This window comes from Streptomyces roseirectus, from assembly GCF_014489635.1.
GTDB lineage: Bacteria > Actinomycetota > Actinomycetes > Streptomycetales > Streptomycetaceae > Streptomyces > Streptomyces roseirectus.
Genome location: NZ_CP060828.1, coordinates 320,684 through 344,160, shown reverse-complemented (window position 1 = coordinate 344,160; position 23,477 = coordinate 320,684). Strand labels below are relative to the sequence as shown.

Here is a 23,477-nt window from a genome sequence, read left to right as displayed (position 1 = left end):
TGAGGACCGGTAAAGGGCTGTAGAGCAGCGTCGAATCAGCTGGATATCTCGAATGCGTAACACGGCATGGTCAGACGTATGTGCGGCGACTTTGCGTGGCGTTCAGCACGGGCAGGCGCGCGACAGGTCTCCCCGAGGGAGCGGGGGACGCAGCCGAGGCCAGGGCATGCCGTGTAGAACATCTGTTTCTTCCCGCCGCGTCGGTCATAATGCCCGCAGGAGGTGAGGCCGCCGTGAGCGTCATGAATGACTTGATCGAGCGGGGTGCTGTCCCGGAGGGGTACAAGGTCGAGATTTTCGACGGAAGAGTGATCATGACGCCGCAGAGTCCGGAACAGGACTGGACTGTCTCCGATGTGAAGGACGCGGTCAAGAGCGCCGGCATCGCCCGCGAGCGGGTCTTCGGGGACGTCCTCATCACTTTCCCCGGAGAGAACGACGCGGCCCCTGACCTGACCGTCATCGGACTCGACGCCGATCGCCGGAAGAACAGCTACTCCTGCCTCGACGTGCTCGCGGTCGTCGAAGTGGCCTCCGAGCCGGACGACGAGAAGGACTACGTGCGTAACGTCCGCAAGTACGGACGTTACGGCATCGATGTCTATCTGCTCGCCGACCCCTTCAAGAAGGCGGTCACCCTCATGACCGAGCCGCACTCCAACGGGTATGGACGGGCTGTGGAGATTCCCTACGGCCACCCGGTCTCCTTCACCCTGGCCACCGGGGAGCGCGTGACGATCGACACCAGCACCTTTCCGGCGCGCGACGTCCACCAGAACTGAGGCGTCGGCATCGGTTAGGTCTTCGACCCCACCCGGGTGGATCGGCACTTTTCCTCCGTTTACGAGGTGATGAACGAGGAGGAGCGGCCCGAACTCCTGGAAGACCTTGACGAAGACGACAACCCACCGGACAGCAGCTTCTCGCGGCATGTGTGGGGTGCCGAGTCCAACAGTTGGGTTTCCGCGCACGCTCGTCAGTGACGGCTGCCCGAGAGTGGATCACTGGTCTGCCACTGCTGGGCCTGGATCAACCGCTCGACGACGTCTCGTAGTTGGGTAGAGGTCATAAATGGCAGCCGGTATCAGCTGACGTGCGCGCCGCCGGTGCCGTTGGTGGATGAATCGGATGATGCCTGCGGATGCGCAAGGCGGACATGGGAATCCACCGTCACAGGTGTGAGGGGCACGTCTACACTGACCCGGACCCGCAGGGCTACGACGGCCGTGCCGCCGAGGTGACCTCGGCCGTGGCACTGGACTTCCTGGCGAGGCTTGATGCCGACTGAGACCGGTATGGGGGAAACGTGGCCGAGATTGTGGCGGTGCACGGCATCGGGCAGTACGGATCCAGTGCCGGGCGGCTGCGCGAAACGTGGCTGCCCGCGCTACGCGAAGGGTTGACGCGGGCGGGCGCCGTCGGCCTGGTGGATCTGGAGCGTGTCGACCTGGACTGCGTGTACTACGCCGATGAGCTCCGCCCGGGCGGCAAGGACGCGGGCATGGTCCCGGCATACGGCCCCGCGGACATCGAACCGGGCTTCGAACAGGAACTGTTGACGCTGTGGTGGCGCGCTGCGGCAGCGTACGAACCCGACCGCGTCCCGGGCCCGGACTCCCTCACCAAAATCTACTCACCGCAGCTCGTACAGCGGGCGCTGGCGTCCCTGTCCCGGTCCACATTCTGGTCTGCCGTGCCCCGCCGCGTGATCATCGCCGCTCTCAAGGACCTGCGCAGATACCTGTACGTCCCAGGCATACGGAAGCGCGTCCAGGCCCGGATCGTCGCTGCGCTCGGTCCGGACACTCGGATCGTGATCGGGCATTCCCTCGGTTCGGTCGTGGCCTACGAGGCTTTGCATAACGTCGACGGGGCGACGACCGAACTGCTCCTCACGGTCGGTTCGCCGCTCGGCATCCCGCATCTGGTCCTCGACCGCCTTGAGCCGCCGTCCGAGGCTGGCCAAGGAGTCTGGCCGGCCGCCGTACGGCGCTGGGTCAACGTGGCAGGTCTGGAGGACACGGTGGCTTTGGTCAAGGACCTTGCCCCGGTCTTCGGACGGCGCGTGGAGGACCACGTCATACGCAACGGCCTGCGGGCGCATGACGTGACGCGGTATCTGGCCTCGGCGGAGGTAGGGCGTGCGGTCGCCGACGCGGTCGACTGACCCGACAGATGGGCGCCGACGCTTTCTGTTCGCGGTCGGCGTCGAGGAGTACGAGCATCTGTCGAAGCTCCCTTCGGTGCCGGACGACCTGAAAAGCGTACGAGAACTCTTCGGTGGACTGGGCAGCGAACCAGCCGTGAGCGATGGCCTTGATGTCACCCGGGCCCGGTTGCTCGGGCAGTTGGAGGGATGGCTGAAGGACGGGACTCGCACGAGTGAGGACGTCCTCGTGCTCTACTTCTCCGGCCACGGAACCAGCGCCGAAGACGGGCGGCACTACCTGTGCACCCGGGAGACGGATCCGGGCCGGTTCCTGACCACCGCGGTGCCGACCGAGGACCTGGCCCGGCTGATCGTGGCCTCGCCGGTGACCACCGCCATGGTCGTGCTGGACGCCTGCTACGGCGAGCACGGGGCCGACGACTCGCTGCTCGCCGTGCTTCGGGCGGCGGGTTCGGCGGCGGTCGGGACGTCCACCGACGGATTGTCCGGGCTCTGGCTCATCTCCGCCTCGCGCCGGGTGGAGGAGGCCGACGAAGGCGCCTTCACAGCCGCGCTGGGCGCGGCGCTGGGGGACGAGGCCCTCGGCGGCCCCCGGCAGCGGTACCTGTTCAGCGAGGCGCTGGTAGAGGCGGTCAACGCTCGGCTGGCCGCGGCGGGACACGCCCAGCGGGCCCGGCTGCACGTCGTCGGGGTCGGTGGCCCCTGCCCGGCTCTGCCCAACCCGCGGTACGTACCCGGCTTGCCGAACGAGTTGACCGTCGAGGAGCAACGCCGGTTCGTCGCCGACCCCGAGCACTGGATGGCCAAGGCCCGCGGCGGCGCTGAGAGGGGTGACGGCTGGTACTTCACCGGACGGGACGCCGCGACCGCGGCCGTCGTCGGCCACCTCACCGCCGCCGAGGTCCCGCGGGGCTTCGTCTTCGTCACCGGTGGCCCGGGCTCGGGGAAATCGGCCCTTCTGGGAAGGATCGTCACGCTCTCGGACCCGCTGATGCGCCGGAGCACGTCGGCCCGCTTCCGCGCGGAGGCGGGCATGCTGCCGGTGGGGGTGGTCGACGTCGCCGTGCATGCGCGGGGTAAGACGTTGCCGGACGTCGTGGCCGAGATGGCCGAGGCCGTGGGGACCCAGATGACGGACGCGGCCGCATTGTTATCGGTGTTGCGGGAGCGGCGGGAGCGGCTCACGGTCGTCGTGGACGCGTTGGATGAAGCCGCGGAGCCCTCGGAGATCACCGGCGGCCTGCTGATCCAGTTGGCCGTGCTCGGGGGCCGGTCCGACGTCCGGCTGGTCGTCGGCGGGCGGCCGCACCTGCGGTCGCTGTTCGGGGAGAGTGTCCCGCGCACCGATGTGGACCTCGACAGCGACAGCTACTTCTCCGGCGACGACGTGGCGGACTACGTGGAGCAGTATGTGCGCGCGGAGCCCGGCTCGCCCTACCGGGCCGACCCGGTGGCGGCGGCCGAGGCGGCCCGCGCGGTGGCGGTGCGGGCCGACCGTACTTTCCTCATCGCGTACGTCTACGCACGGCTGTTCGCGGCCTCGGCCACACCGGTGGACGTCACCGGCGACGAGTGGGCCAGGCCCGGCCAACTGCACGATGTGCTGCGGGCGGACATCGAGCGGCTCGGGCCCGACACCGAACGGGCCCGTGACCTGCTGCGGCCACTGGCCTATGCCGAGGGGGCCGGGTTGCCCTGGGAAGGGCTATGGGCTCCGCTGGCCTCAGCCGTCTCCGGCCGAACCTACACGGACGACGACATCAGGTGGTTGCTGTCGGCGGGCGGCAGCTACGTGATCGAGGCGCTGGAGGCGGGCCGGTCCGTCTACCGGCTCTACCACCAGGCATTCGCGGACTACCTTCGCCTCGGCCGGGACGCGGTAGCCGACCAGCGGGCGATCGCGGACTGCCTGCGCGCGCTGGTCCCGGCTTCTGGCCCGGAAGAGGGCGCCGAATGGTCGGCCGCCCACCCATATGTACTGCGGAACCTGGCCGCACACGCCGCCCGGGGCGGTCGGCTGGACGGGGTGATGGTCGAGCCCGGCTTCTTGGCCTGCGCCGATCACGTACGCATCGCGTCGGTGCTGCACCTCGTCCGGTCGAAGCGCGGCTGGGAGACGGTGCACGCCTTCCAGCAGGTTGAGGCACGGATGGCCGCTGCCCCCGTCCCGGACCGGCTGAGCTATCTGCAGATGGCTGCTCGCCAACGGGGGATGGACTGGCTCAACGGCGCGGTCGAGCGGGTGCCTGTGGACCGGCCGTGGACCGTGCCCTGGACGCAGTGGGAGACCTCATATCCGTCGCGCGAACTCGGTCGCCTCGGTGCCCCGGCTGCTGCCGTCGGGGTCGTGCCGGTGGACGGCAGGCCGGTGGTGGTGGCGTGCGATCTCCTGGGCAGGGTCCGCCGGTGGGACCTGGCCACGGGTGAAGAACTGCCCGGCCCCCGGCCGTCGTCCACCGTCCCTCACCGAGCTGTCGCGCTGCTGGTCCGGGGTGCCACGGCGTGGATGGTCGCACTGAGGGGACGGCATTGGCTGTCCGTCTGCTCCGTGACCGACCCGGACGACGTGCGCATGGTGCGGGTGCCCGGCCCTGCGAACAAGGTGATAGAAGCCACGGCCGCCGCCGTCCGGGAGGGGACGCCGGTGGCGGTGGTTTCGTACGGGGACGAGATCAGAGTCTGCTCCTTGGAGACGGGGGTACAGGTGATCGGCCCGCTGAGGACCGGCCGAAGACTGACCAGCGTCTCGGTCGCCGAGGTGAAGGGCCGTCAGACCATACTGGCCAGCGGGCCCGCCGGGACAGTGGACGCCTGGGATCTCGCCGACGGAAACCCGGTACGGCTGTTCGGCCCGGGCCTCCATTTCGAGAATCCGTGGAGGCCCGAGACGTTTGCTCTGACCGCCGGGCCCTACCGGGACGGGACTGTGGTGGTGCGCGGCAGCTCCGACGACCGGATCGACATACTCGATGGCGGATCGGGAAAGTCACTCGCCAGGATCGGGCCGATCCGCCTGTGCCGGGCGTTCATGGTCGTCCACGCCACCGAGGACAGCAGCATGCTCCTCGTCGCCGACAGCGAGGGCGCAGTTCGGGCGTGGGACCTGGGCGTGCTCATAGGCTTTGCAGCCGACCGCCCCCGAGCCCGTGCCCTGGTGCAGCGGTACCGTGCGGCCATCCGTCTCAGACCCCGCGCCCTGGCGCAGCGGTACCGTGCGGCCGTCCCTCTCAGCGCGCCGGACGACCTGATGGCGGTCACGACCGCGGGCGGCGAGCCGTACGTGTTCACCGCGCGGGCCTGGACCAGCGGAGTCTGGCTGCGGGACGCTCGTACCGGCAGCGTTCTCGGCGGGTGGCCCTTCACATTTCCTCTGACCGGGGCGGCCCCCAGAGTCCAGCACCTGCACGCGACCGAGTGGGGTGGGCGGCCGGCCGTCGTCGTCGGCGACCGCTGGGGCGAAGGCTACGTGTGGCGTGCTGGCAGCCGCCGGGTCTACCGGTTCGCAGGCGAGCCGCACCAGTTGCTGGCGGACACGGGAGCCCCGGGCAGCGAGCCGGTCGTGCTGGACCGCCTGACCAGGGCGTGGGAGCTCGACGGGCGCCGTATGTACCGGGTCGACGACGGTTTCACCGTCTGGGGTCGGGTCCCGGCTGAGGGCAGGGGCTCACGCGTGGTGACCCGGCTTGCCGACGGCGCCGGCCGCATGGGGGTAGTGCTCGTCGGGGACGCATTCCTGGACCGTGCCTATGGTGAGTACGCCTGGTCCGACCGGATTGTATGGGGTACCTGGCAGGGGCGGCGGATCGTCGTGGTCGTCGCGGTCAACGGCAGCGTCGGGGTCTGGGACCCTGGGACCGGGGACCTCCTCTGGTCCTGGGCAGCGGACCGGGAGGCGCCAAGCCGAGTGGACGTGGCGGTCGGCCGCTGGGACGGCCGCCTGTACGTGATCGTCGCGCTGACCGACGGGGTTGTTCGGATTTTCGACCTGGACCGGGACCGCTGTACCGATGTCGACACCGGCTCCGACTCCCTTGTGCTGGGCTTCCTGCCCTCGCACGGTCTGCTCTGGGTGAAGGCCCGCGCGGGTCTGATGGCGATCCGGCTCCTTTGACCGTGGGACCAACCGCCGGCCACGTTCTCCTGAGCGGTGATCCACTGCCGCTCCTGCGTCCCGGGCCCTCCCTCGATCTCGTGGCGTGTCGGCCTGCCGACGGATCGCGGGCGGGAGCAGGCCGCGGGCGCAGCCGAACCCGGCATCCCGCCGGAACCGGACCCGCCCGATGATCTGCACCAAGGTCTTCTGCCGCCGACCGGCGCGAGTACCCCGCGACAGGGGTGAGACCCTGATCCAGCTTCCCGACCCTCGTACCGCTGATCCGTGTCATAGGGCCGTCGTACGTGACGAGGCTTCCAGAGCCCTTGCCGGCATCCAGGACCCGAAGCTCAAAGAGGCGATGGGACTGCGGGCGCTCGGCTACACCGAGCGGGAGGCGGCCGAGAGCGTGGGCCTCATGGCCGAGGCAGTGGAGAGGCGCAGCAGCAAGCAGCGCGGCAAGCTCCGCAGGGCGGGGGCGGCCACGACGGACCACTTCGACGAAGGGAGTGGTGAGCGGTGAACTTGGACCGCACGACGGCATCGGGCCCTTCCATCCGCGCCGACGCCGAGGAGAGTGAGTTGCGAACTGCACTGGCGTCCGGTCGTCTCCGTCGAGTCTTCCTTGCCGGTACCGGCGGTGCTGAGGTACGGCACGGCCGATTCTTACGCCGTGCAGGCCACCTTCCGCACCGGAGCCGAAGAGACCGTCGAAGGGGTGTTCTCCCGGGATGTCCTCGCCGCCGGGCTGCGCCGGCGCACCGGTGCCGGTGACGTCCGTGTGTGGCCGTCCTTGCGCAACGGCCGAGGCGTCGTCTGCGTCACCCTCAGCTCCCCGGAGGGCGAGGCACTTCTGGAAGCCCCGGCACGGGCCCTGGAGGCATTCTTGAAGAGGACCTGCTCTGTGGTGCAGCCCAGCACCGAATGAGTACGGCCATTTGTCCTCGGACGGGGCGCGGTCAGGGCGGGTCGCACCACCTTCCAGTCCGTTGCTTCGCAGGAGGAACGCCGACCGAAGTCTGACGCCTGTCGTCTCCGGCCGGCGCCGCACGATGGCACGCCACGCCTCATGCCCCGGGAACCTTGCGTGGCGATGGCCGCGGCCACCGGCAATAGCGGTGCTTTGCCGGGAAATACCCGCTCGTGACGGTCTTGAGACACTGCCCTCCACGGCGCCGGGTACGTGTAGGGCACCACGACACCGTAGCGAGGAGTCCGGCATGAACATGAACCGCAAGTTTGTCACCGCAGCGGCCACCGCCCTGCTGACCGCCGGCGCCATCGGCACTGCTCAGGCCGCACCCCACACATCCACCGCACCGTCGGCCTGCCGACCCGCGAACCACCTGGCGAAGATCGCCCAGGACCAGTCCAGCGCGGGGCACATCCACTTCCGGGTGACCCTGACCGCTCCTCGCGGGTACGCGCCCTGCACCCTGGCCGGCTCTCCCACGGACGTACGTTTCTCCGACCACGGCACGCCTCTGGCGATCACTGCCGGCCGCTACGGCGACCAGACTGCCAGCGTGACGTTCGGCCCTGGCCGCCCCGTCCACTTCGACATCCAGGTCCCCAACTTCGGTCAGACCGTACCGGCGGACGAGGCGTCGTTCACTCTGAGGACTCCCGACGGTGTCATTCCCGGCACCTCCTTCGCCCATGGCACCTTCAGGGTCGCCACCGGCACCCTCATCGGCCCGGTCCAGCCCGGCGCCTGACCCGGGCGACCTGAACCGTGACCCTGTGGAGAGGTGCGACCTGTCCGTGTGGGACACGGTGGCCGGAGACCGCCGCCGCACCCTCGCAGACGGCCCTCGCGGGGCCCCTCGCCCCGTCGTATGCCCGGCGCGCGGGGACTAGACTGCGCCCCCGACGCCGGTGCACACCCTTTGCCGGTTCCGCTGCCCTCAACACCCCTCTGGAGGGGCGAGCTTGACCGCGTCCACTGCCTCTCATCCGCTCGGCCGGTACGGCTGGACCGACGTGTGGGCCGCCGACTTCGCTCCGCATGAGGCCGGCGGACTTCGGCCCGGCAGGGTGGTGCGGGTCGACCGGGGGAGCTGCGAGATCGTCACGACGGCCGAGGACGGGCGGGTGGTGATCGGGAGGGCGGGCGTCGGGCCCGTGGCCTCCGCCGATCCCTTGCTCGCCCCCTGTACCGGGGACTGGGTGGCGCTCGACGCGGAGCAGGGGGTCGTCCGGGTGCTGCTGCCGCGGCGCACGGCGTTCGTGAGGGCGGTCTCCTCGCAGCGCTCCGACGGTCAGGTCCTGGCGGCCAACATCGACCAGGTGCTCATCGCCGTCTCGCTCGCGGACGAGCTGGACCTCGGGCGGGTCGAGCGGTTCCTCGCCCTGGCGTGGGAGAGCGGCGGGCAGCCGGTGGTGGTCCTCACGAAGGCCGACCTGGTGCCCGACCCGGTGACACGGTCCTACCTCGTCGAGGACACGGAGCGGGCGGCCCCCGGAGCACGCGTGCTGGCCGTCAGCGCGGCCACGGGACAGGGCATGGACGCCCTCGCGGCCCTCCTCGACGGCACCGCGGCCCTCCTCGGCGTGTCCGGCGCCGGCAAGTCGACCCTCGCCAACGCGCTCACGGGAGCCGACGCGCAGCGGGTCGACGCCACGCGGGACAGCGACGGCAAGGGACGGCACACGACGACGACCCGCGACCTGTTGCCGTTGCCGGGCGGCGGTGTCCTGATCGACACCCCGGGACTGCGCGGAGTGGGCCTGTGGGAGGCGGACCACGGCGTCGCCCAGGCATTCACCGACGTGGAGTCCCTTGCCCGGGACTGTCGTTTCCCCGACTGCTCGCACGGTGCCGAGCCCGGATGCGCGGTGCTCGCGGCCGTCGAGGAGGGCGAACTGCCCCTGCGGCGGCTGGAGAACTACCACAAGCTGCTCCGCGAGAACGAGCGGATCGCCGCCCGGAGCGACGCGCGGCTGAACGCGGAACTCCTGCGGAGCTGGAAGCGGAAGAAGGCGCTGGGCCGCCACATGATGGAACGCAAGCGCGGCCCGCAGCAGTGAATCCGCCCCGCCCGCCTCACACGGCCGGTTCGAGGTGGCGCGCGTCGTCGAACCGGGCCAGCCGCCACCCCGACCCGTCGTGGACGAACTCGTTGACCGAGGTCGCGGCAGGCGTCGAATCCGTGAACAGCACCGGCGGCAGAGCGTCCACCAACGCGGACATCGCCGCCACGATGAACCCCGCGTGACACACCACAAGCACCGTCTGACCCCGGTGCCGGGAGAGAAGCCCGTCGACGACACGGCCGGCCCGCGTCCGGAACCGGTTCCACGTCTCACCGCCGGGCGCGAACGGACGGTCGGGATACGCGGTCATGTCGAACGCCCCGTGCACCCGCTCGTACTCGGCGATGGACAGCCCGTCCGCCGCCCCGAAGTCGAGTTCCCGCGCCTCCGGCTCGACGACCGGCGTCCCGGACCCCAGCCCGTCCGCCAGGATCTCGGCGGTCTCGCGGGCTCTGCGCACCGGGCTGGTCAGCAGCGCGTGCGGCCGCGCCGGTTCGGCCGTCAGCCGTGCCGCGAGCCGGGCGGCCTGTTCACGCCCCTGCTCGGTGAGACCGGGACAGGTACGGACCCCGGCGATCAGCTTCTTCACGCTGGCGTGCGACTGGCCGTGCCGAACCAGCAGTACCCGGGTCGTGGAGTGCGGTTCCTGTTCGTGCGACATTCGCGTCATGGTTCCTCGGATCGGCCTGCGCGCGCAGGTCAGTGGAGATCCCAGCCGCCGTCGACGGTCAGACTCTGGCCCGTGATGAAACCGGCTCCGGGAGAAGTAAGAAACGCAACGGCCGCGGCCACGTCCTCGGGGCGCCCATGGCGTTTGATGCATTGCCGGGTGAATTCCCGCTGCCTCCAGGAAAGATAATCCGGATGGGACCGCTGCTCGGAACTCAGTTCGATAGAGCCCGGGCGGACGGAATTCACTGTAATGCCGTGCGGACCGAGTTCCCGGGCCAGCGCGCGCACGAATGCCTCCAATCCTCCTTTCGCCGCGATGTACGGGGCGAGTTCCACGCGCCCGATCCGCGTGAGCACCGTGGAAACGGCCACGATCCGGCCGGACGCGCGCGCCACCAGATGGGGCGTGGCGGCCCGGACGCAGGCGATGTGCGCCAGCAGATTGACGTCCACGGCCGCGCGCACGTCGTCCCACGTGGTCTCCTGCCAGGGGGTGTACGTGTACGCCCCGGCGTTGCAGACCAGGACGTCCAGGCGCGGCCCGCAGGAGTCCATGGCCCGGCCGAGACGGTCCACGGTCTCCTCGCGCGTGAGGTCCCCGGCCACGGTGGCGACGACGTCCGCGCCGGCCGCCGACACCCGGCCGGCGGTTTCGGCGAGCCCGGCGTCCGAGGTCAGATGGGACAGCACCAGGTCATGGGTCTCGGCCAGCCGGACGGCGATCGCGGATCCGAGGCCCGATCCCGCCCCGGTGACCACGGCGACGGCCCGAGAAGACATCACATTCCCCCTCCGTGACACACGCCGATCAACCCGTCCGATACTGCCAGCCAAGACAGGCCGATCACCCCCGTGATCCGGCCAAACCGGCACCGACCGCTTTCGGCCCCGAAATCCCTGCGGCATTCTGTGAGGCCGGATCAGGCCGACGAAGCTGGAGGATTTCAGTGGGTGCCATGGACGCCAAACGTCGGACGAACGCTGATTGCCTGGAGGACATCAAAGAAGTCATCGCCGGTGGCGTCAGCAGCAGCATGAGGGCTGCGGCCGTCCCCGTCCCCCTGGTCGTACGACGCGCCGAAGGCTGCCTGATCCGCGATGTCGAAGAGGGTGAGATCGTGGACTTCAACATGGGCTACGGTCCGAATCTCTTCGGCTATGCCGACCCCGACGTGGCCGGCGCTCTCGCCGACCAGTTCACCCGGGGCCATATGACCGGCCTGCCGCACGAATTGGACGCCGAGGCCGGCGCCCTGGTGGCCGAACTGGTGCCGGGCGTGGAACAGATCAGGTTCGCCAACTCCGGCACCGAGGCGGTCACTTCCGCACTGCGGCTGGCCCGCGCCACCACGGGCCGCTCCCTGGTGGTCACCTTCGAGGGCCACTACCACGGCTGGAGCGAGACCGTCCTGCGCGCGGGCAAGACCACACTCCAGATCCAGGGCACCCGGCCCACGGACGTCGTCCCGGGCGCGCCCGGCATGATCCCCGAGGCCCTGGCCCACACCGCGCAACTGCCGTGGAACGACGCCGAGGCCGTCGAAGAGCTCTTCGCGCGCGACGGCGACCGCATCGCGGCCGTCATCCTGGAACCGGTCCTGGTCAACGCCGGGGTGATCCCCCCGTTACCCGGCTTCCTCCAGCTGCTGCGCGACCTGACCGCGCGCAGCGGCGCGATGCTGATCTTCGACGAGGTCATCACCGGCTTCCGGGTCGCCCGGGGCGGGGCGCAGGAGTTGTACGGCGTCGAGCCCGACCTCACCGTCCTGTCCAAGGTGATGGGCGGCGGGTTCCCGGTCGCCGCGTTCGGCGGGCGGAAGACGGCGATGCGGATGCTCGCCACGAACGAGGCGCACCACGCGGGCGTCTACGCCGGGAACCACGCGGCCCTGCGCGCGGTCGTCACCGTCCTGACCAAGATCCGCGCCCTGCCCGGCCTCTACGACGAACTGGAGGCCATCGGCGCCGGCGCGGAGGACGCCGTGCGCGAGGTCTTCGCCGTGGAGAAGCGGCCCGTGCACATCAGCCGGGTCGGCTCCCTGATGGGCGTGGCCCTGCTGAGGAAACCGCTGGAGAAGGGCGACAGCCTGCGCGACCTCGCCGAGGCCGTCGACTTCTCCCGGCACCGCCGCTTCCAGGCCCTCGCCCAGCGGGAGGGCGTCTACTTCCACCCGAACGCGCTGGAGCCGTGGTTCCTGAGCACCGCGCACACCGGGGACATCCTCGACAAGGCGGCAGGGGCGCTGCGACGCGCGCTGACCGAACTCGGATGACGGCCGCCCGCGCACAACTCCTCACCCTGCTGCGCGCCCAGGGCGCCCGCGCCGGGGACGCGCCGCTGATCAGCGACGACCACGGGACCACCAGCGCCACGGAGTTGGCCGAGCGCGTCGACGTCCGGGCCCGTGCCCTGCGCGAGGCCGGCGCCGGGCCGGGCACCCTGGTGGGAACCGTCGCCTGGCCCGCCGCCGAGTTCGCCTGCGACGTGTTCGCGACCATCGCCACCGGCGCGGTCGCGGTACCGCTCTCGCGCCGGCTGACACCGTGGGAACTCCAGCGGATCCAGGAACGCTGCCCGCTCGACCTCCTCTCGGCCCCGCACACGGCCCCGGCCCTCCCGGTCACGGCCGCGACCTGGGGCGGAAGGACACTGAGCGCCACCCGGGAAAGGGCCGCCCCCAAGGCCGCCTTCGCGGACGCGGCGACGGCCCAGATCACCTCGGGCACCACCGGCCACCCCCAGGTCGCGCTGCGCTCCGCCGCCGCCCTGCTGGCCGAGGCCGAGCACTACCGGACGGCCCTGGGACTGGGCCCGCAGAGCCGGCTGCTGTGCCCCGTCCCCCTCCAGCACGCGTACGGCTTCGGCCTGTGCACCCTCGCCGCGCCCCTGGCCGGCGCACCCGTCCGCTACACCACCCCGGACAAACCGCGCCTGCTGCTGCGCCAACTCGCCGCCGGGGACGTCACGTTGTTCATCGGCGTGCCCCCCATGCTGCGGCTGCTCGCCAAGGCCGCCCGCACCCGCCCGCACGACGGCCCAGCGATCGGGTACCTCTCCGCCGGCATGGCCCTGGACGCGCACACCGCCGAACTGGTCGCCACCCGGCTCGGCGGACACGTCGGCCAGGTCTACGGCACCACCGAGACCGGCCCGATCTGCGTGAGCCGCCCGGCCCCCCGGCAACCCGGCGCCCGCGGGCCCGGCCCCCTCCTGCCCGGCGTCCGGGTCGAACTCTCCCCGGTTCCCGGGCAGGACAGTGCCGCGACGGGACTGGTCACCGTCACATCGCCGTCGATGATGCTCGGGTACGCCACCGGCGACGCCGTCGACGCGACCCCGCTGCGCGGCGGGTTCACCACCGGCGACCTGGCCCGCTGGGAAGGACCGGACCTCGTCCTCGCCGGGCGCCTGTCCACCAGCATCAACGTCGCGGGCGCCAAGATCAGCCCCGAGGAGATCGAAGCCGTCCTGCTCGCCTTCCCGGATGTCGCCGCCTGTCTGGTGTCCGGGGTGGACGATCCTGTCCTCGGACAGCGCATCAGCGCGACGGTGACGCCGGAGACGGTCGACCTCGACAAGCTGGAGCGCTTCTGCCGGGAACGGCTGTCGCCGTCCTGGATCCCCCACGTCTTCGCCTCCAGGGCGGAACTGCCGACCACCGAGACCGGGAAGGTCATCAGGCCCCGGACCGGTCAGTGAGGACATGTGAGAGTGAGAACAGAGAACATCTTCCTGGCCGGGACCGGGGCGTTCGTCCCGCCGAGGGTGAGCGTCGCGGAAGCCGTCCGGCGCGGCGCCTACGACCGCGAGCGCATGGAGTCCTGCGGCTGGCGGAACATCGCCGTCGCCGACGGCACCTCCGCGCCCGACATGGCGGTGGCGGCCGTGCGGCAGGCCGTGGACCGCTCGGGCCTCGGCCCCGAGGACATCGACATCCTCGTCCACTCCTGCGCCTACCACCAGGGTCCCGACGGCTGGTCGGCCCCCCACTACATCCTGCGCTCCACCCTCGGCTCACCCGTCCCGGCACTGACGGTGGAACAGGGCTGCAACGCGTTCCTCGCCGCCCTGGAGATGGCCACCCAGTACCTGCTGTGCGCGCCGTCGCGCACCGGCGCCGTGGTGAGCGGCGCGGACAACTTCGGCGCCCCCTCGGTCGACCGGTGGTACGCCCACCGCGACGCGGTGCTCGCCGACGCGGCCACGGCGGTCGTCCTGTCGAAGCAGACCGGCTGGGCCGCGCTGCGCTCCGTCGAGTCGGTGTCGCTGCCCCACTTCGAGATCCTGAACCGCGGACACGAGCCGATCTTCCCTCCGGCGGTCACCACCGGGCGCCCGCTCGACATGAACGAGCACCTGGAGGCGATGGTCGAGGAACTGGGCCCCAAGGCGTCCGAGATCGGCCAGGAGTACGGCACGAGCGGCGCCAAACTGGTCGAGCAGGTGACGAGCGAGGCCGGCATCACCGTCGCGGACCTCTCGAAGGTCCTCCACCTCGGGGCGGGCACCACCGACTTCCTCGACAGCCACCTGCGGCCGATGGGCCTGGACGCCTCGCTGGGCGCCGTCGACTTCTTCCGCGACATCGGCCACGCGGGCGCCGCCGACGTCGGACTGCAGCTCAACCACCTCGTCGAGGACGGACAGCTGAACGCCGGCGACCACCTCCTGCTCATGAGCGCCGGCCCCGGAATCATGATCACCGCGGCCGTGGTCACGGTCCTGGAACCCCCTGCCTGGCATGCCACCGGCGCTGAGGGGAGCCTCGTGTGACGGCCCCGAAGGACGGGCCGGGGGAGCCCATCGCGGTCGTCGGACTGAGCTGCCGGTTCCCCGGCGACGCCGACTCGCCCGACGCCTTCTGGGACCTCCTCGTCCAGGGCCGGGACGGCATCGGCGACGGCGCGAAACGCTGGGCCCCGTACGCCGACACCGGGCACGAGCACGCGGACGCCGTACGGGAGACCCCGACCCGGGGCGGCTTCCTCACCGACATCGCCGGTTTCGACGCGGAGTTCTTCGGCATCGCGCCGCGCGAGGCCGAACTGATGGACCCCCAGCAGCGGCTCCTGCTCGAACTGGCCTGGGAGGCCCTGGAACACGCCGGACTCCCGCCGCTCGGCCTCGGCGGCACCGACTGCGGAGTCTTCGTGGGCGTCGGCTCCGACGACTACGGACGCCGGCTCCTCGAGGACCTGCCCCGCATCGAACCCTGGACCGGCATCGGCGCCGCCCTGTGCGCCACCGCCAACCGGATCTCCCACAGCCTCGACCTGCGCGGCCCCAGCCTCGCCGTGGACACCGCGTGCTCCGCCTCCCTGGTCGCCGTCCACCTGGCGTGCCGCAGCCTGCTCTCCGGCGAGTCCGAGGTGGCGCTGGCCGCCGGCGTGAACCTCATGATCGCGCCCGGCCTCTCGGTCACCCTCGCCCGCGCGGGCGCCACCTCACCGGACGGCCACAGCAAACCCTTCGACGCCGACGCCGACGGCTACGGCCGGGGCGAGGGAGCGGGCGTCCTCGTCCTGAAGCGCCTCGCGGACGCCGAGCGGGCGGGGGACCGGGTCCTCGCGGTGATCCGCGGCAGCGGGGTGAGCCAGGACGGCCGCACCGCCGGGATCATGGCGCCCAACGGCGAGGCCCAGGCGGACCTGCTGCGCAGCACATACGCGCGGTGTGGCATCGCCCCCGGGACCGTCGACTACGTCGAGGCCCACGGCACCGGAACCGTCGCGGGCGACCCGCTGGAGGCCGGCGCCCTCGCCGCGGTCTTCGGCGCGGGCCGGCCGGCCGGCAGCCCGTGCCTCATCGGCTCGGTGAAGGGCAACATCGGGCACCTGGAGGCCGGTTCGGGTATCGCCGGGATGATCAAGACGATCCTCGCGCTCGTCCATGAGGAGATCCCGCCCAGCGTCCACTTCTCCGCCCCCAACCCCCGCATCCCCTGGGCGCGGTCACGGCTGCGGGTGACACGGGAGCGCACCCCGTGGCCCCGTGGGCAGCGCCCCCGCCGGGCGGGCGTCTCCAGCTTCGGCTACGGCGGCACCATCGCCCACGTCGTCCTGGAAGAAGCACCGGCGTCCCCTGAGAACGCTCCGCTGACCACGACCCAGGAGACGCCCCGCCTCTTCCCCCTCTCCGCCCGCTCCGAAGCGGCCCTGAGGGAGGACGCCGCCAAGCTCGCCGACTGGCTGGACGGACCCGGCGCGGGCGTGCCGCTCGCCTCCGTCGCCCAGCACCTGGCGACCCGGCGCAGCCATCTGGAGCGCCGGGCCGCCGTCGTCGCCGCCGACCACACGGAACTGGCCGACAGGCTGCGCCACTTCGCCGCCGGCGACCCGGCACCCGGCATCGCCGACGCGGCGGTGACGGACGAGGGCCTGGCCGACGTGGTGTGGGTCTTCTCCGGGACCGGCGCCCAGTGGCCGGGCATGGGCCGCGAACTGCTGGCCACGGACACCGTGTTCGCCGAGGTGATCGACAGGATCGGGCCGGTCTTCGCCGAGGAGTTCGGCGCGACGGCCCGGGAGCTGATCGAGGCCGGCGACGTCACCCGCGTGGACGTGGCCCAGACGATGATCTACGCGGTGCAGATGGGCCTCGTCGCCGTCTGGACGTCGCTCGGGGTGCGGCCCGCCGCTGTCATCGGCCACTCCATGGGGGAGATCGCGGCCGCCGCGACGGCGGGGATCCTGTCGCTGGAGGACGGCGCCCGCCTGGTGTGCCGGCGCAGTGTCCTGCTGCGGCGGGTGGCCGGCGCCGGCGGCATGCTGATGGTCGGCCTGCCCGCCGACGAGGCCGCGGCACGGCTCACCGGCACCGACGGCGTCGTCCCGGCGGTCCTCGCCTCGCCCACCACGACCGTGCTGGCCGGCCCGGTCACGGAGATCGAGACCCTGGCCCGGGAGCTGGCCACGGACCCGGACCTGCTGGTGCGCCGCGTCGACAGCGACGTCGCCTTCCACAGCCCGCAGATGGAGCCCCTGATGAAGGAGCTCGCCGAGGCCGCGGCCGACCTCACCGCGCACGCCCCCCGCATCCCCGTCTACAGCACCGCGCTGGACGACCCCCGCGACCCCGCCGCCCGCGACGGCGCCTACTGGGCGGCCAACCTGCGCAGCCCGGTACGGCTGACCGGCGCCGTGACCGCGGCGGCCGAGGACGGACTGCGCACCTTCCTGGAGGTGTCGGCCCACCCGGTGGTCCGGCACTCCGTGCAGGAGACGCTTGACGAGGCCGGCGCCGACCGGCACTGCCTCGCCGCCTCCCTGCGCCGCGACACCGGGGAACGGCGGCACCTCCTGCTGAACGCGGGGCTGCTGCACTGCCACGGCGTCCCCCTCGACTGGCCCGCCGCCCCGGACGTCCCGCCCCTGTCGCTGCCGGTCCGCAGCTGGCGGCGCCAGCGCTACTGGCGCGACCTGCCGGTCCACCGGGCCGACCGGGGACGCCACGACCCGGCGAGCCGCACCCTGCTGGGCCCGCGCACCACGCTGGCCGCGGCCACGCCGCTCGACCTCTGGCGCACCCGCGTCGACCTGGCCTCCCGGCCCTACCCGGGCAGCCACACCATCCACGGCGCGGAGATCGTCCCGGCGGCCGTGGTCCTCCAGACCTTCCTGGACGCGGCTGCGGGGAGCGCGTTGTCCGACGTGTCCTTCGAGCTGCCGCTGACCCTGTCCACGGCCCAGGACGTCGACGTGATCGCGCAGGACGGCGTGATCCGCCTGCTGTCCCGCACCGCCGACACGAAGGAGCCCGCCCCGGACGGGGACGAACGGTCCTCACTGACCCACGCCGTGGCGTCCGTACCCGGCGGAACCACACCGCCACCCCTCAGGCCGCCCGCGACCGGACCGGGGACACCGCTCCCTCCCGACTGGATCACCACCGCCCTCGCCTCGGTCGGCGTGCCGAGCATGGCCTTCCCCTGGCGCATGGACCGACTGGAGCAGATCCCGGACGGCCTGCGCGCGGACATCGCCGCGCCCGACGAGGCGGCGTCCACCTGGGCCCCGCTGTTCGACGCCGCCCTGTCCATGGCGGCCGTCGCCTTCCCCGGCCCCGCCGAACTGCGGGTGGTGGCCGGCGCCGCCCGCGTCTGGACCACGGGCGCACCCCCGTCCCGCGCCCGCCTTGAGGCATACGTCGACGGCGGGAACTCGATGAGCGTGCGGATCACGGCACAAGGCGGCCGGACCGTCGCCGCGCTGACCGGGGTCCGGTACGCGGGCGGCGGAGCCGAGACGCGTGCGGCGCCGCCCGGGGAACTCCTGTGGCGCACGGAGTGGAAACCCCTCCCGCTCGACGACTCCGACACCCCCCGCCCCTCCCGGCCCCTGGTCCTGGTCGGCGCGGACACCGAGCTGACGGCGGCACTGCGGGCCACGGCCGAAGCCCGCGGCGTCCCCTGCCTGGCGGCGGAGGATCCGGACGGCCTCGACGCCCTGCGCGCGCGGGCCCCCGGCCCCGTGGACGTGCTCGTGCTGCCCCTGACGGACCGTCCGGCCGGCGAGAGCGAGGCGGCCGACCGTGCCGTGCGCGAGGCGTGGCAGCTCGCGTCGGCGGCGCGGAGCCTGGGCACCTGGCCGCCCGGCACGGCACGGCTGTGGTCGCTGACGTGCGGCGTCCGCGAGGCCAACCGGCTGGAGGCGGTGGCCCAGGCGACCCGGTGGGGGCTCGGCCGGGTCGTCGGGGGCGAGCACCCCGAGCTGTGGGGCGGCACGGTCGACCTCGGACCACGGCCCACCCGGGGCGACCTGGCCGCCGCGCTGCGCGTGCTCGCCGCGAACCCGGGCGAGGACGTCGTCGCCGTCCGCGCGGGCGGGGCCTGGGCGAACCGGCTGGCGCGATCCGCGAGTTCGGACGCGCGGCGCCCGCCGCTGCGGTGCCGGCCGGACGGCACCTATCTCGTCACCGGCGGTCTGGGCAGCCTGGGCGGGGAGATCGCCCGGTGGCTGGTGGAGCGGGGCGCCCGCCGCCTCGTGCTCGCCGGCCGCGGCGCCCTGCCGCCCCGCGCGGAGTGGGACGCCGTCACCGACCCGGTCCAGGCGCGCCGCGTCGCGACCGTCCGTGGGCTCGAAGCCCTCGGGGTGAGCGTGCGGGTGCTGTCCCTGGACCTGGCCGACACCGAGGCGGCGGCCGCCGCACTCACCCCGGACGCGCTGGGCATGCCCCCGGTCCGTGGGGTGGTGCACGCGGCCGGCGTGCTCCAGGACCAGCTCGTCGACCGGCTCGACGCCGACGCGCTCGCGGCGGTGATGCGGCCCAAGGCGGGCGGCGCCCTCACCCTGCACCGGCTGTTCCCGCCGGGCACACTGGACTTCCTCGTCCACTTCTCGTCGTGCGGACAGTACCTGGGCCTCACCGGCCAGGCCGCCTACGCGTCGGCCAACGCCTTCCTCGACGCCATCGCCGGATACGCCCACACCCTCGGCGCCACCGGCACCATGAGCCTGGCGTGGACGTCCTGGCGGGGCCTGGGCATGGCCGCCAACGCGGCGGTGGACGCCGAACTCCAGGCACACGGCGTCGGCGACATCACGGCACCCGAGGCAGGCGCCGCCTGGGACCTCGCCGGGCGGACCGGCGCCGCGTCCCTCGCGGTGCTGCGCACCGTGCCGCTCCCGGACGGGGGCCGCCGCACGGGCCTGCTGCGCGATCTCGACGACGAGACCCCGGCGGGGGAGACGGGGGAGGGGGCGGCGGCCGGGACCCGGCCGTCCGGGGACCTGTCGGAGGAGGAGCTGCGGGCCCTGCTGCACGAGCAGACCGTCTCCGTCATCGTCAGCGAGATGAAGCTGGACCCGGCCGAACTCGACCCCGACCGGTCGCTGCTGAAGTCGGGCCTGGACTCCGTGATGGCCATCGTCATCCGCCGCCGCCTGGAACGGCTGCTGGAGCGCAAGCTGCCGGCCAACCTGGTCTGGCACCAGCAGACGGTCACGGCCATCGTCGACTACCTCGTGACCAGTTCACGCTCCTGACAGACGAAAGGACGGAAGGACGGAAGGACGGGGAGCCGCGTGACGACGAGCGAGGCACCGCTGACGCTGAACTGCCGGGTCACCGGCGACCCGGCGGGCAGACCGGCGGTCCTGCTGCACGCGCTGGGGAACACCGGCCGGACCTGGGACCGGCTCGCCGCCGCGCTGCTGCCCCGGGGACGCCGGCTGTTCGTACCGGACCTGCGCGGACACGGGCGCAGCCCTCGGGCCGACACCTACACCTTCGAGCTGATGTACCGGGACGTGCTGGCCCTGCTGGACCACCACCACCTCGACGAGACGGACCTGGTGGGCCACTCCATGGGCGGCCACGTCGCCTGGCTCATCGCCCAACGCCACCCCTCCCGGGTCCGCAGGCTGGTCATCGAGGACACGCCTCCGCCGCCCCGGAACACGGCGGCGGAGGCACGACTGCGGGCGCGCTCCGACCCGGCCCACGGACAGGCGCACGTCATCGAGCTGTACCGGGACTTCCTCAAGCTGACCCGGGCCGGAGAACTGGACACCGCCGCCGTACGCCCCGTCATCGACGGCCTGCGCACGGCGGACCCCGGATGGTGGCGGCGCCTGGCCGACGTCACCGCCGAGACCCTGGTGATCAGCGGCGGACTCTCCAGCCCGGTACCCCGCTCCCTGCTGGCCGAGGTCGCCGGAACAGTGCCCCGGGGACGGCTGCTGGCCATCGACGCCGGCCACTACGTGCACCGCACCGAACCGGAGCGCTTCTGCGCCGAAGTGACCCGCTTCCTGAGCTGACCGCCCGTCACCCACCCTGCGCCAGGGGCGCCGGCGCGGTCTCGGCGCGCCGGTAGGCCGACTCCACGACGAGCTGGACGTCCAGGGCGTCCTGGGCGGTCACTTTCGGATGCGCGGCCGGGGCGCCCGTCAGCAGGTCGAAGTAGGCCGAGATCGCGGCGAGTTCGGCCCGGTCGCCGGTCGACTCGACCGTGTCGTCCGCGCGGCGCAGCTCGCCCCGGCGCAGGTCCAGGACGTGGTCGCCGTCCGCCGTGGTGACGGTGACCGAGGTCTCCAGCCGGCGTGCGGCCCGGTCGATGCGCAGCGTCGCCGGCAGGCCCTGGAACGACAGGTCGAGACGGACCCGCTCCTCCACGCCCGGCGCGTCCACCTCGCACGCCTCCACCTCCGGCGGCCCGAAGACCGTCATCAGAAGGTCGAGGGCGTGCGGCCCGAGGTCCAGGAGCGCGCCGCCGCCGGCCCGCCGCGCGTCGGTGTACCAGGGCGTGCAGGCCCGCCACACCCGGTTGCCGGGGGTCGCGAAGGCGAAGTCGACGCGCTGCGCGCCGGTCCGGGCCACCTCGGCGAACGCCTCCAGCAGCGGATGGAACCGGAACGGCATGTTCACCCCCAGCAGCTTCCCGGCCGCCGGATGCGCCGCCATCCGCCGCGCCTCCTCCACCGTCGCCGCGAGGGGCTTCTCGCACAGCACCGCGACGCCGGCGTCCAGCGCCGCCAGCACCGGCCCGGCGTGGGCGTCGTTGGGCGTGCAGACACTGATCAGGTCCGGCCGCGTCTCCTCGATGAGCCGGTCGACGGACGTGCCGGTCCACACCTGCGGGCGGTCCGCCGTCAGCGACCGGGCCCGTTCGACGTCGGTGTCGGCCAGAGCCACCAGTTCCATGGAGTCCCGCTCGTCGGCGCAGGGCAGGTGGTACCGCTGGAAGACCCTGCCGCAGCCCAGGGCCGCGTACCGGACGCGCTTCATCGCCTCAGCCCCTCACCTGGGCCAGGGCGTGCTCGCCGCACGCCCGCGCCGTCTCGGCGACGAAGTCCGGGAAGGTGTGGCCGAGGCGTTCACGGTCGTACGCGGTGATCATGGCGCGCAGTTCGGCCTCCAGCCGGTCGGCGAGAGAGGGCGGGTTCTCGTCCGCGAGCAGCAGCCCCGCGTTGAGGAAGGCGATCAGCAGCCCGGCGAGCCCCTGGTCCCAGTGGCGCAGTCGGCTCAGCAGCGGGCGCAGGGACTCGGCGCCGGTGCCGCGCCGGGCCCGGACGGCGTCCGCGATGCTCTGTGCGAGGAACGGGACCTCGTTCTCCTTGCGGTCGTTGATCTCCGAGGAGACCCGGCTCCAGGCCGTCCACAGGTGCTCCACCCGCTCGTCCTCGACGCGGTAGTCACGGCGGGCGTGCCGCAGCACCTCCCGGGCGACGCCCTCCACACCGGGGATGTCGGGCTCCTCGTACCGCGTGGCCTTCTCGTAGATCTCCGTGCCGCGCAGCGCGATGGCCCGGTTGATCAGGAAGAACGGGTTCTCGCTCTCGTGCACCCGGGCGGCCACGATGAACTTCAGGTTCTCCCACAGCTCGTCGAGCGTCGTCCCCGGTTCGATCATGATCCAGCCGGGTTCGAGTTCGATGCCCTCCTGCTTGAACATCCGGGCGGCGTCGAAGTTGTACTCGACGGTGGTCCCCTTGCGGAACCGCTTCATCATGCCGGGCGACCCGGTCTCCATGCCGAGCAGCGCCAGGTCCATGCCGGCCCTGCGCAGGGTGCGCAGCGCCTCCCGGTCGATGAGGCCGGTGTCGACGCGGAACTCGCAGTGGAAGGTGAGCTTCAGATCACGGCGCAGGATCTCCTCGGCGAAGCCGACGGCGTGGTGGTAGCCGTCCTGGAAGGCGCCGCCGAAGTTGTCGTCGTTGAACCACAGGAACCGGGTGCCGAACTCCCGTTGCAGGTACTCGATCTCGTCGACCGCGTCCTCCACCGGCCGCACCCGCCAGGGCCCGTCCACCACACCGGGCTGCCGAGGCGCGTAGCAGAAGGTGCACTTGGCGTGGCAGCCCCGGCTCGTGTACGTGGACGCGCGCGGCGTGGGGATGCCGTTCTTACGGTGGTGGACGAGGAGATCCCGGGCCGGCCAGGGCTCCTGGGCGAGGTCGGGAAGTTTGGGCGGGCCACTGCTGCGGACCCGGCCTTCCTGCCAGAACCACAGCCCCGGCACCCCACGCCAGTCGCGGCCCGCCGCCAGGCACTCCATCAGGCCCTCGACCGTCAACTCGCCCTCGCCGAAGGCCACGCAGTCCGCCTCCGGGATGCGCTCGGCGATCAGCTTGGCGTTGTACGTGCAGAACGCCCCGCCGATCGCCACGAACACCGACGGATCGGCCTCACGGACGCAGCGCAGCAGCCGGACGGCGTCGACGATGTGCAAGTCGTACATGATGCTGATCCCGACGAACTTGGGCCGCTCGCGCCGGATCAGGTCGGTGATCACCTCGTCGCTGGGGTTGCGGCCGTGCAGGTTCAACGCCCGTACCGAATACCCGCACCCCCTCAGGTGGCCCGCGATGCAGGCCACCCCCAGGTTCTCCCGGACGCGCTTGTAGAACAGCCGCATCGCCGGGTCGAGGGACAGGTACTCCTCGTCGTTGATCAGGACGTTCTGGTTGTTCAGGCTCGCGGCGCCGGTGGGGATCTCCCGGGGGGTCAGCAGGACCACATCCGCCATGACCGGTCTCCTCTCTCGTCTTCACGTGCGCGTGCCG

17 protein-coding genes are annotated in these 23,477 nt (G+C 72.2%); 13 read left to right on the top strand and 4 right to left on the bottom strand.

Going from position 1 to position 23,477, the window contains the following annotated elements; genetic code table 11:
• Positions 1-242: 242 nt before the first annotated feature.
• From IAG44_RS01250 to rsgA, 8 genes are all read left to right on the top strand, one after another.
• On the top strand, positions 243-782 hold the full coding sequence (locus tag IAG44_RS01250; protein WP_246563501.1) for a Uma2 family endonuclease: 540 nt from the start codon (positions 243-245) through the stop codon (positions 780-782).
• A gap of 359 nt (positions 783-1,141) precedes the next feature.
• Positions 1,142-1,288, top strand: a complete 147-nt coding sequence (locus IAG44_RS01245; protein ID WP_187745268.1) for a hypothetical protein — start codon at positions 1,142-1,144, stop codon at positions 1,286-1,288.
• An 18-nt stretch (positions 1,289-1,306) separates the two neighbouring features.
• The gene (locus IAG44_RS01240) at positions 1,307-2,167 is read left to right on the top strand and encodes a hypothetical protein (RefSeq protein ID WP_187745267.1); all 861 of its coding nucleotides are present in this window, start codon (positions 1,307-1,309) and stop codon (positions 2,165-2,167) included.
• Positions 2,142-6,281 carry a caspase family protein gene (locus IAG44_RS01235; protein WP_187745266.1) on the top strand — a complete coding sequence of 1,380 codons (4,140 nt, stop codon included), beginning with the start codon at positions 2,142-2,144 and terminating at the stop codon, positions 6,279-6,281. The genes IAG44_RS01240 and IAG44_RS01235 overlap by 26 nt, the downstream gene beginning before the upstream one ends.
• A 343-nt stretch (positions 6,282-6,624) precedes the next feature.
• Complete coding sequence (locus tag IAG44_RS01230) at positions 6,625-6,786, top strand: hypothetical protein (protein WP_187745265.1); 162 nt, start codon at positions 6,625-6,627, stop codon at positions 6,784-6,786.
• 54 nt (positions 6,787-6,840) lie between these two features.
• Positions 6,841-7,191, top strand: a complete 351-nt coding sequence (locus tag IAG44_RS01225; protein ID WP_187745264.1) for an SsgA family sporulation/cell division regulator — start codon at positions 6,841-6,843, stop codon at positions 7,189-7,191.
• Positions 7,192-7,483: 292 nt separating this feature from the next.
• The gene (locus IAG44_RS01220; RefSeq protein ID WP_187745263.1) at positions 7,484-7,981 is read left to right on the top strand and encodes a DUF4232 domain-containing protein; all 498 of its coding nucleotides are present in this window, start codon (positions 7,484-7,486) and stop codon (positions 7,979-7,981) included.
• Positions 7,982-8,195: 214 nt separating this feature from the next.
• Positions 8,196-9,293, top strand: a complete 1,098-nt coding sequence (gene rsgA / locus IAG44_RS01215; RefSeq protein WP_187745262.1) for a ribosome small subunit-dependent GTPase A — start codon at positions 8,196-8,198, stop codon at positions 9,291-9,293.
• Between the two features lie 16 nt (positions 9,294-9,309).
• Here rsgA and IAG44_RS01210 read toward each other — a convergent pair whose 3' ends face one another.
• Positions 9,310-9,960 (bottom strand): histidine phosphatase family protein, encoded by a 651-nt coding sequence (locus IAG44_RS01210; protein ID WP_187745261.1) that lies wholly within the window; start codon positions 9,958-9,960, stop codon positions 9,310-9,312.
• Between the two features lie 38 nt (positions 9,961-9,998).
• Positions 9,999-10,730 carry an SDR family NAD(P)-dependent oxidoreductase gene (locus IAG44_RS01205; RefSeq protein WP_246561360.1) on the bottom strand — a complete coding sequence of 244 codons (732 nt, stop codon included), beginning with the start codon at positions 10,728-10,730 and terminating at the stop codon, positions 9,999-10,001.
• A 197-nt stretch (positions 10,731-10,927) separates the two neighbouring features.
• Here IAG44_RS01205 and IAG44_RS01200 point away from each other — a divergent pair, with 197 nt between their 5' ends.
• Genes IAG44_RS01200 through IAG44_RS01180 form a run of 5 tightly spaced genes read left to right on the top strand, consistent with a single transcriptional unit; the run spans position 10,928 to position 20,732 of the window.
• The gene (locus IAG44_RS01200; RefSeq protein WP_187745259.1) at positions 10,928-12,244 is read left to right on the top strand and encodes an aspartate aminotransferase family protein; all 1,317 of its coding nucleotides are present in this window, start codon (positions 10,928-10,930) and stop codon (positions 12,242-12,244) included.
• Entirely contained in the window at positions 12,241-13,671 is a 1,431-nt protein-coding gene (locus tag IAG44_RS01195) for a class I adenylate-forming enzyme family protein (RefSeq protein WP_187745258.1), read from the top strand. The genes IAG44_RS01200 and IAG44_RS01195 overlap by 4 nt, the downstream gene beginning before the upstream one ends.
• 12 nt (positions 13,672-13,683) lie before the next feature.
• Positions 13,684-14,745 (top strand): ketoacyl-ACP synthase III family protein, encoded by a 1,062-nt coding sequence (locus IAG44_RS01190; protein ID WP_187745257.1) that lies wholly within the window; start codon positions 13,684-13,686, stop codon positions 14,743-14,745.
• The gene (locus tag IAG44_RS01185; RefSeq protein WP_187745256.1) at positions 14,742-19,955 is read left to right on the top strand and encodes a type I polyketide synthase; all 5,214 of its coding nucleotides are present in this window, start codon (positions 14,742-14,744) and stop codon (positions 19,953-19,955) included. Before IAG44_RS01190 ends, IAG44_RS01185 begins: the two co-directional genes overlap by 4 nt.
• Before the next feature lie 39 nt (positions 19,956-19,994).
• The gene (locus IAG44_RS01180) at positions 19,995-20,732 is read left to right on the top strand and encodes an alpha/beta fold hydrolase (protein ID WP_246561358.1); all 738 of its coding nucleotides are present in this window, start codon (positions 19,995-19,997) and stop codon (positions 20,730-20,732) included.
• 7 nt (positions 20,733-20,739) lie between these two features.
• On the opposite strand, the gene IAG44_RS01175 is transcribed toward IAG44_RS01180, so the two are convergent.
• Together IAG44_RS01175 and IAG44_RS01170 are read right to left on the bottom strand one after the other, a co-directional pair.
• Positions 20,740-21,699, bottom strand: a complete 960-nt coding sequence (locus IAG44_RS01175) for a Gfo/Idh/MocA family protein (protein WP_187745255.1) — start codon at positions 21,697-21,699, stop codon at positions 20,740-20,742.
• A gap of 4 nt (positions 21,700-21,703) precedes the next feature.
• Positions 21,704-23,440: a B12-binding domain-containing radical SAM protein gene (locus IAG44_RS01170; RefSeq protein WP_187745254.1), complete on the bottom strand. Its 1,737-nt coding sequence runs from the start codon at positions 23,438-23,440 to the stop codon at positions 21,704-21,706.
• Positions 23,441-23,477: the final 37 nt, after the last annotated feature.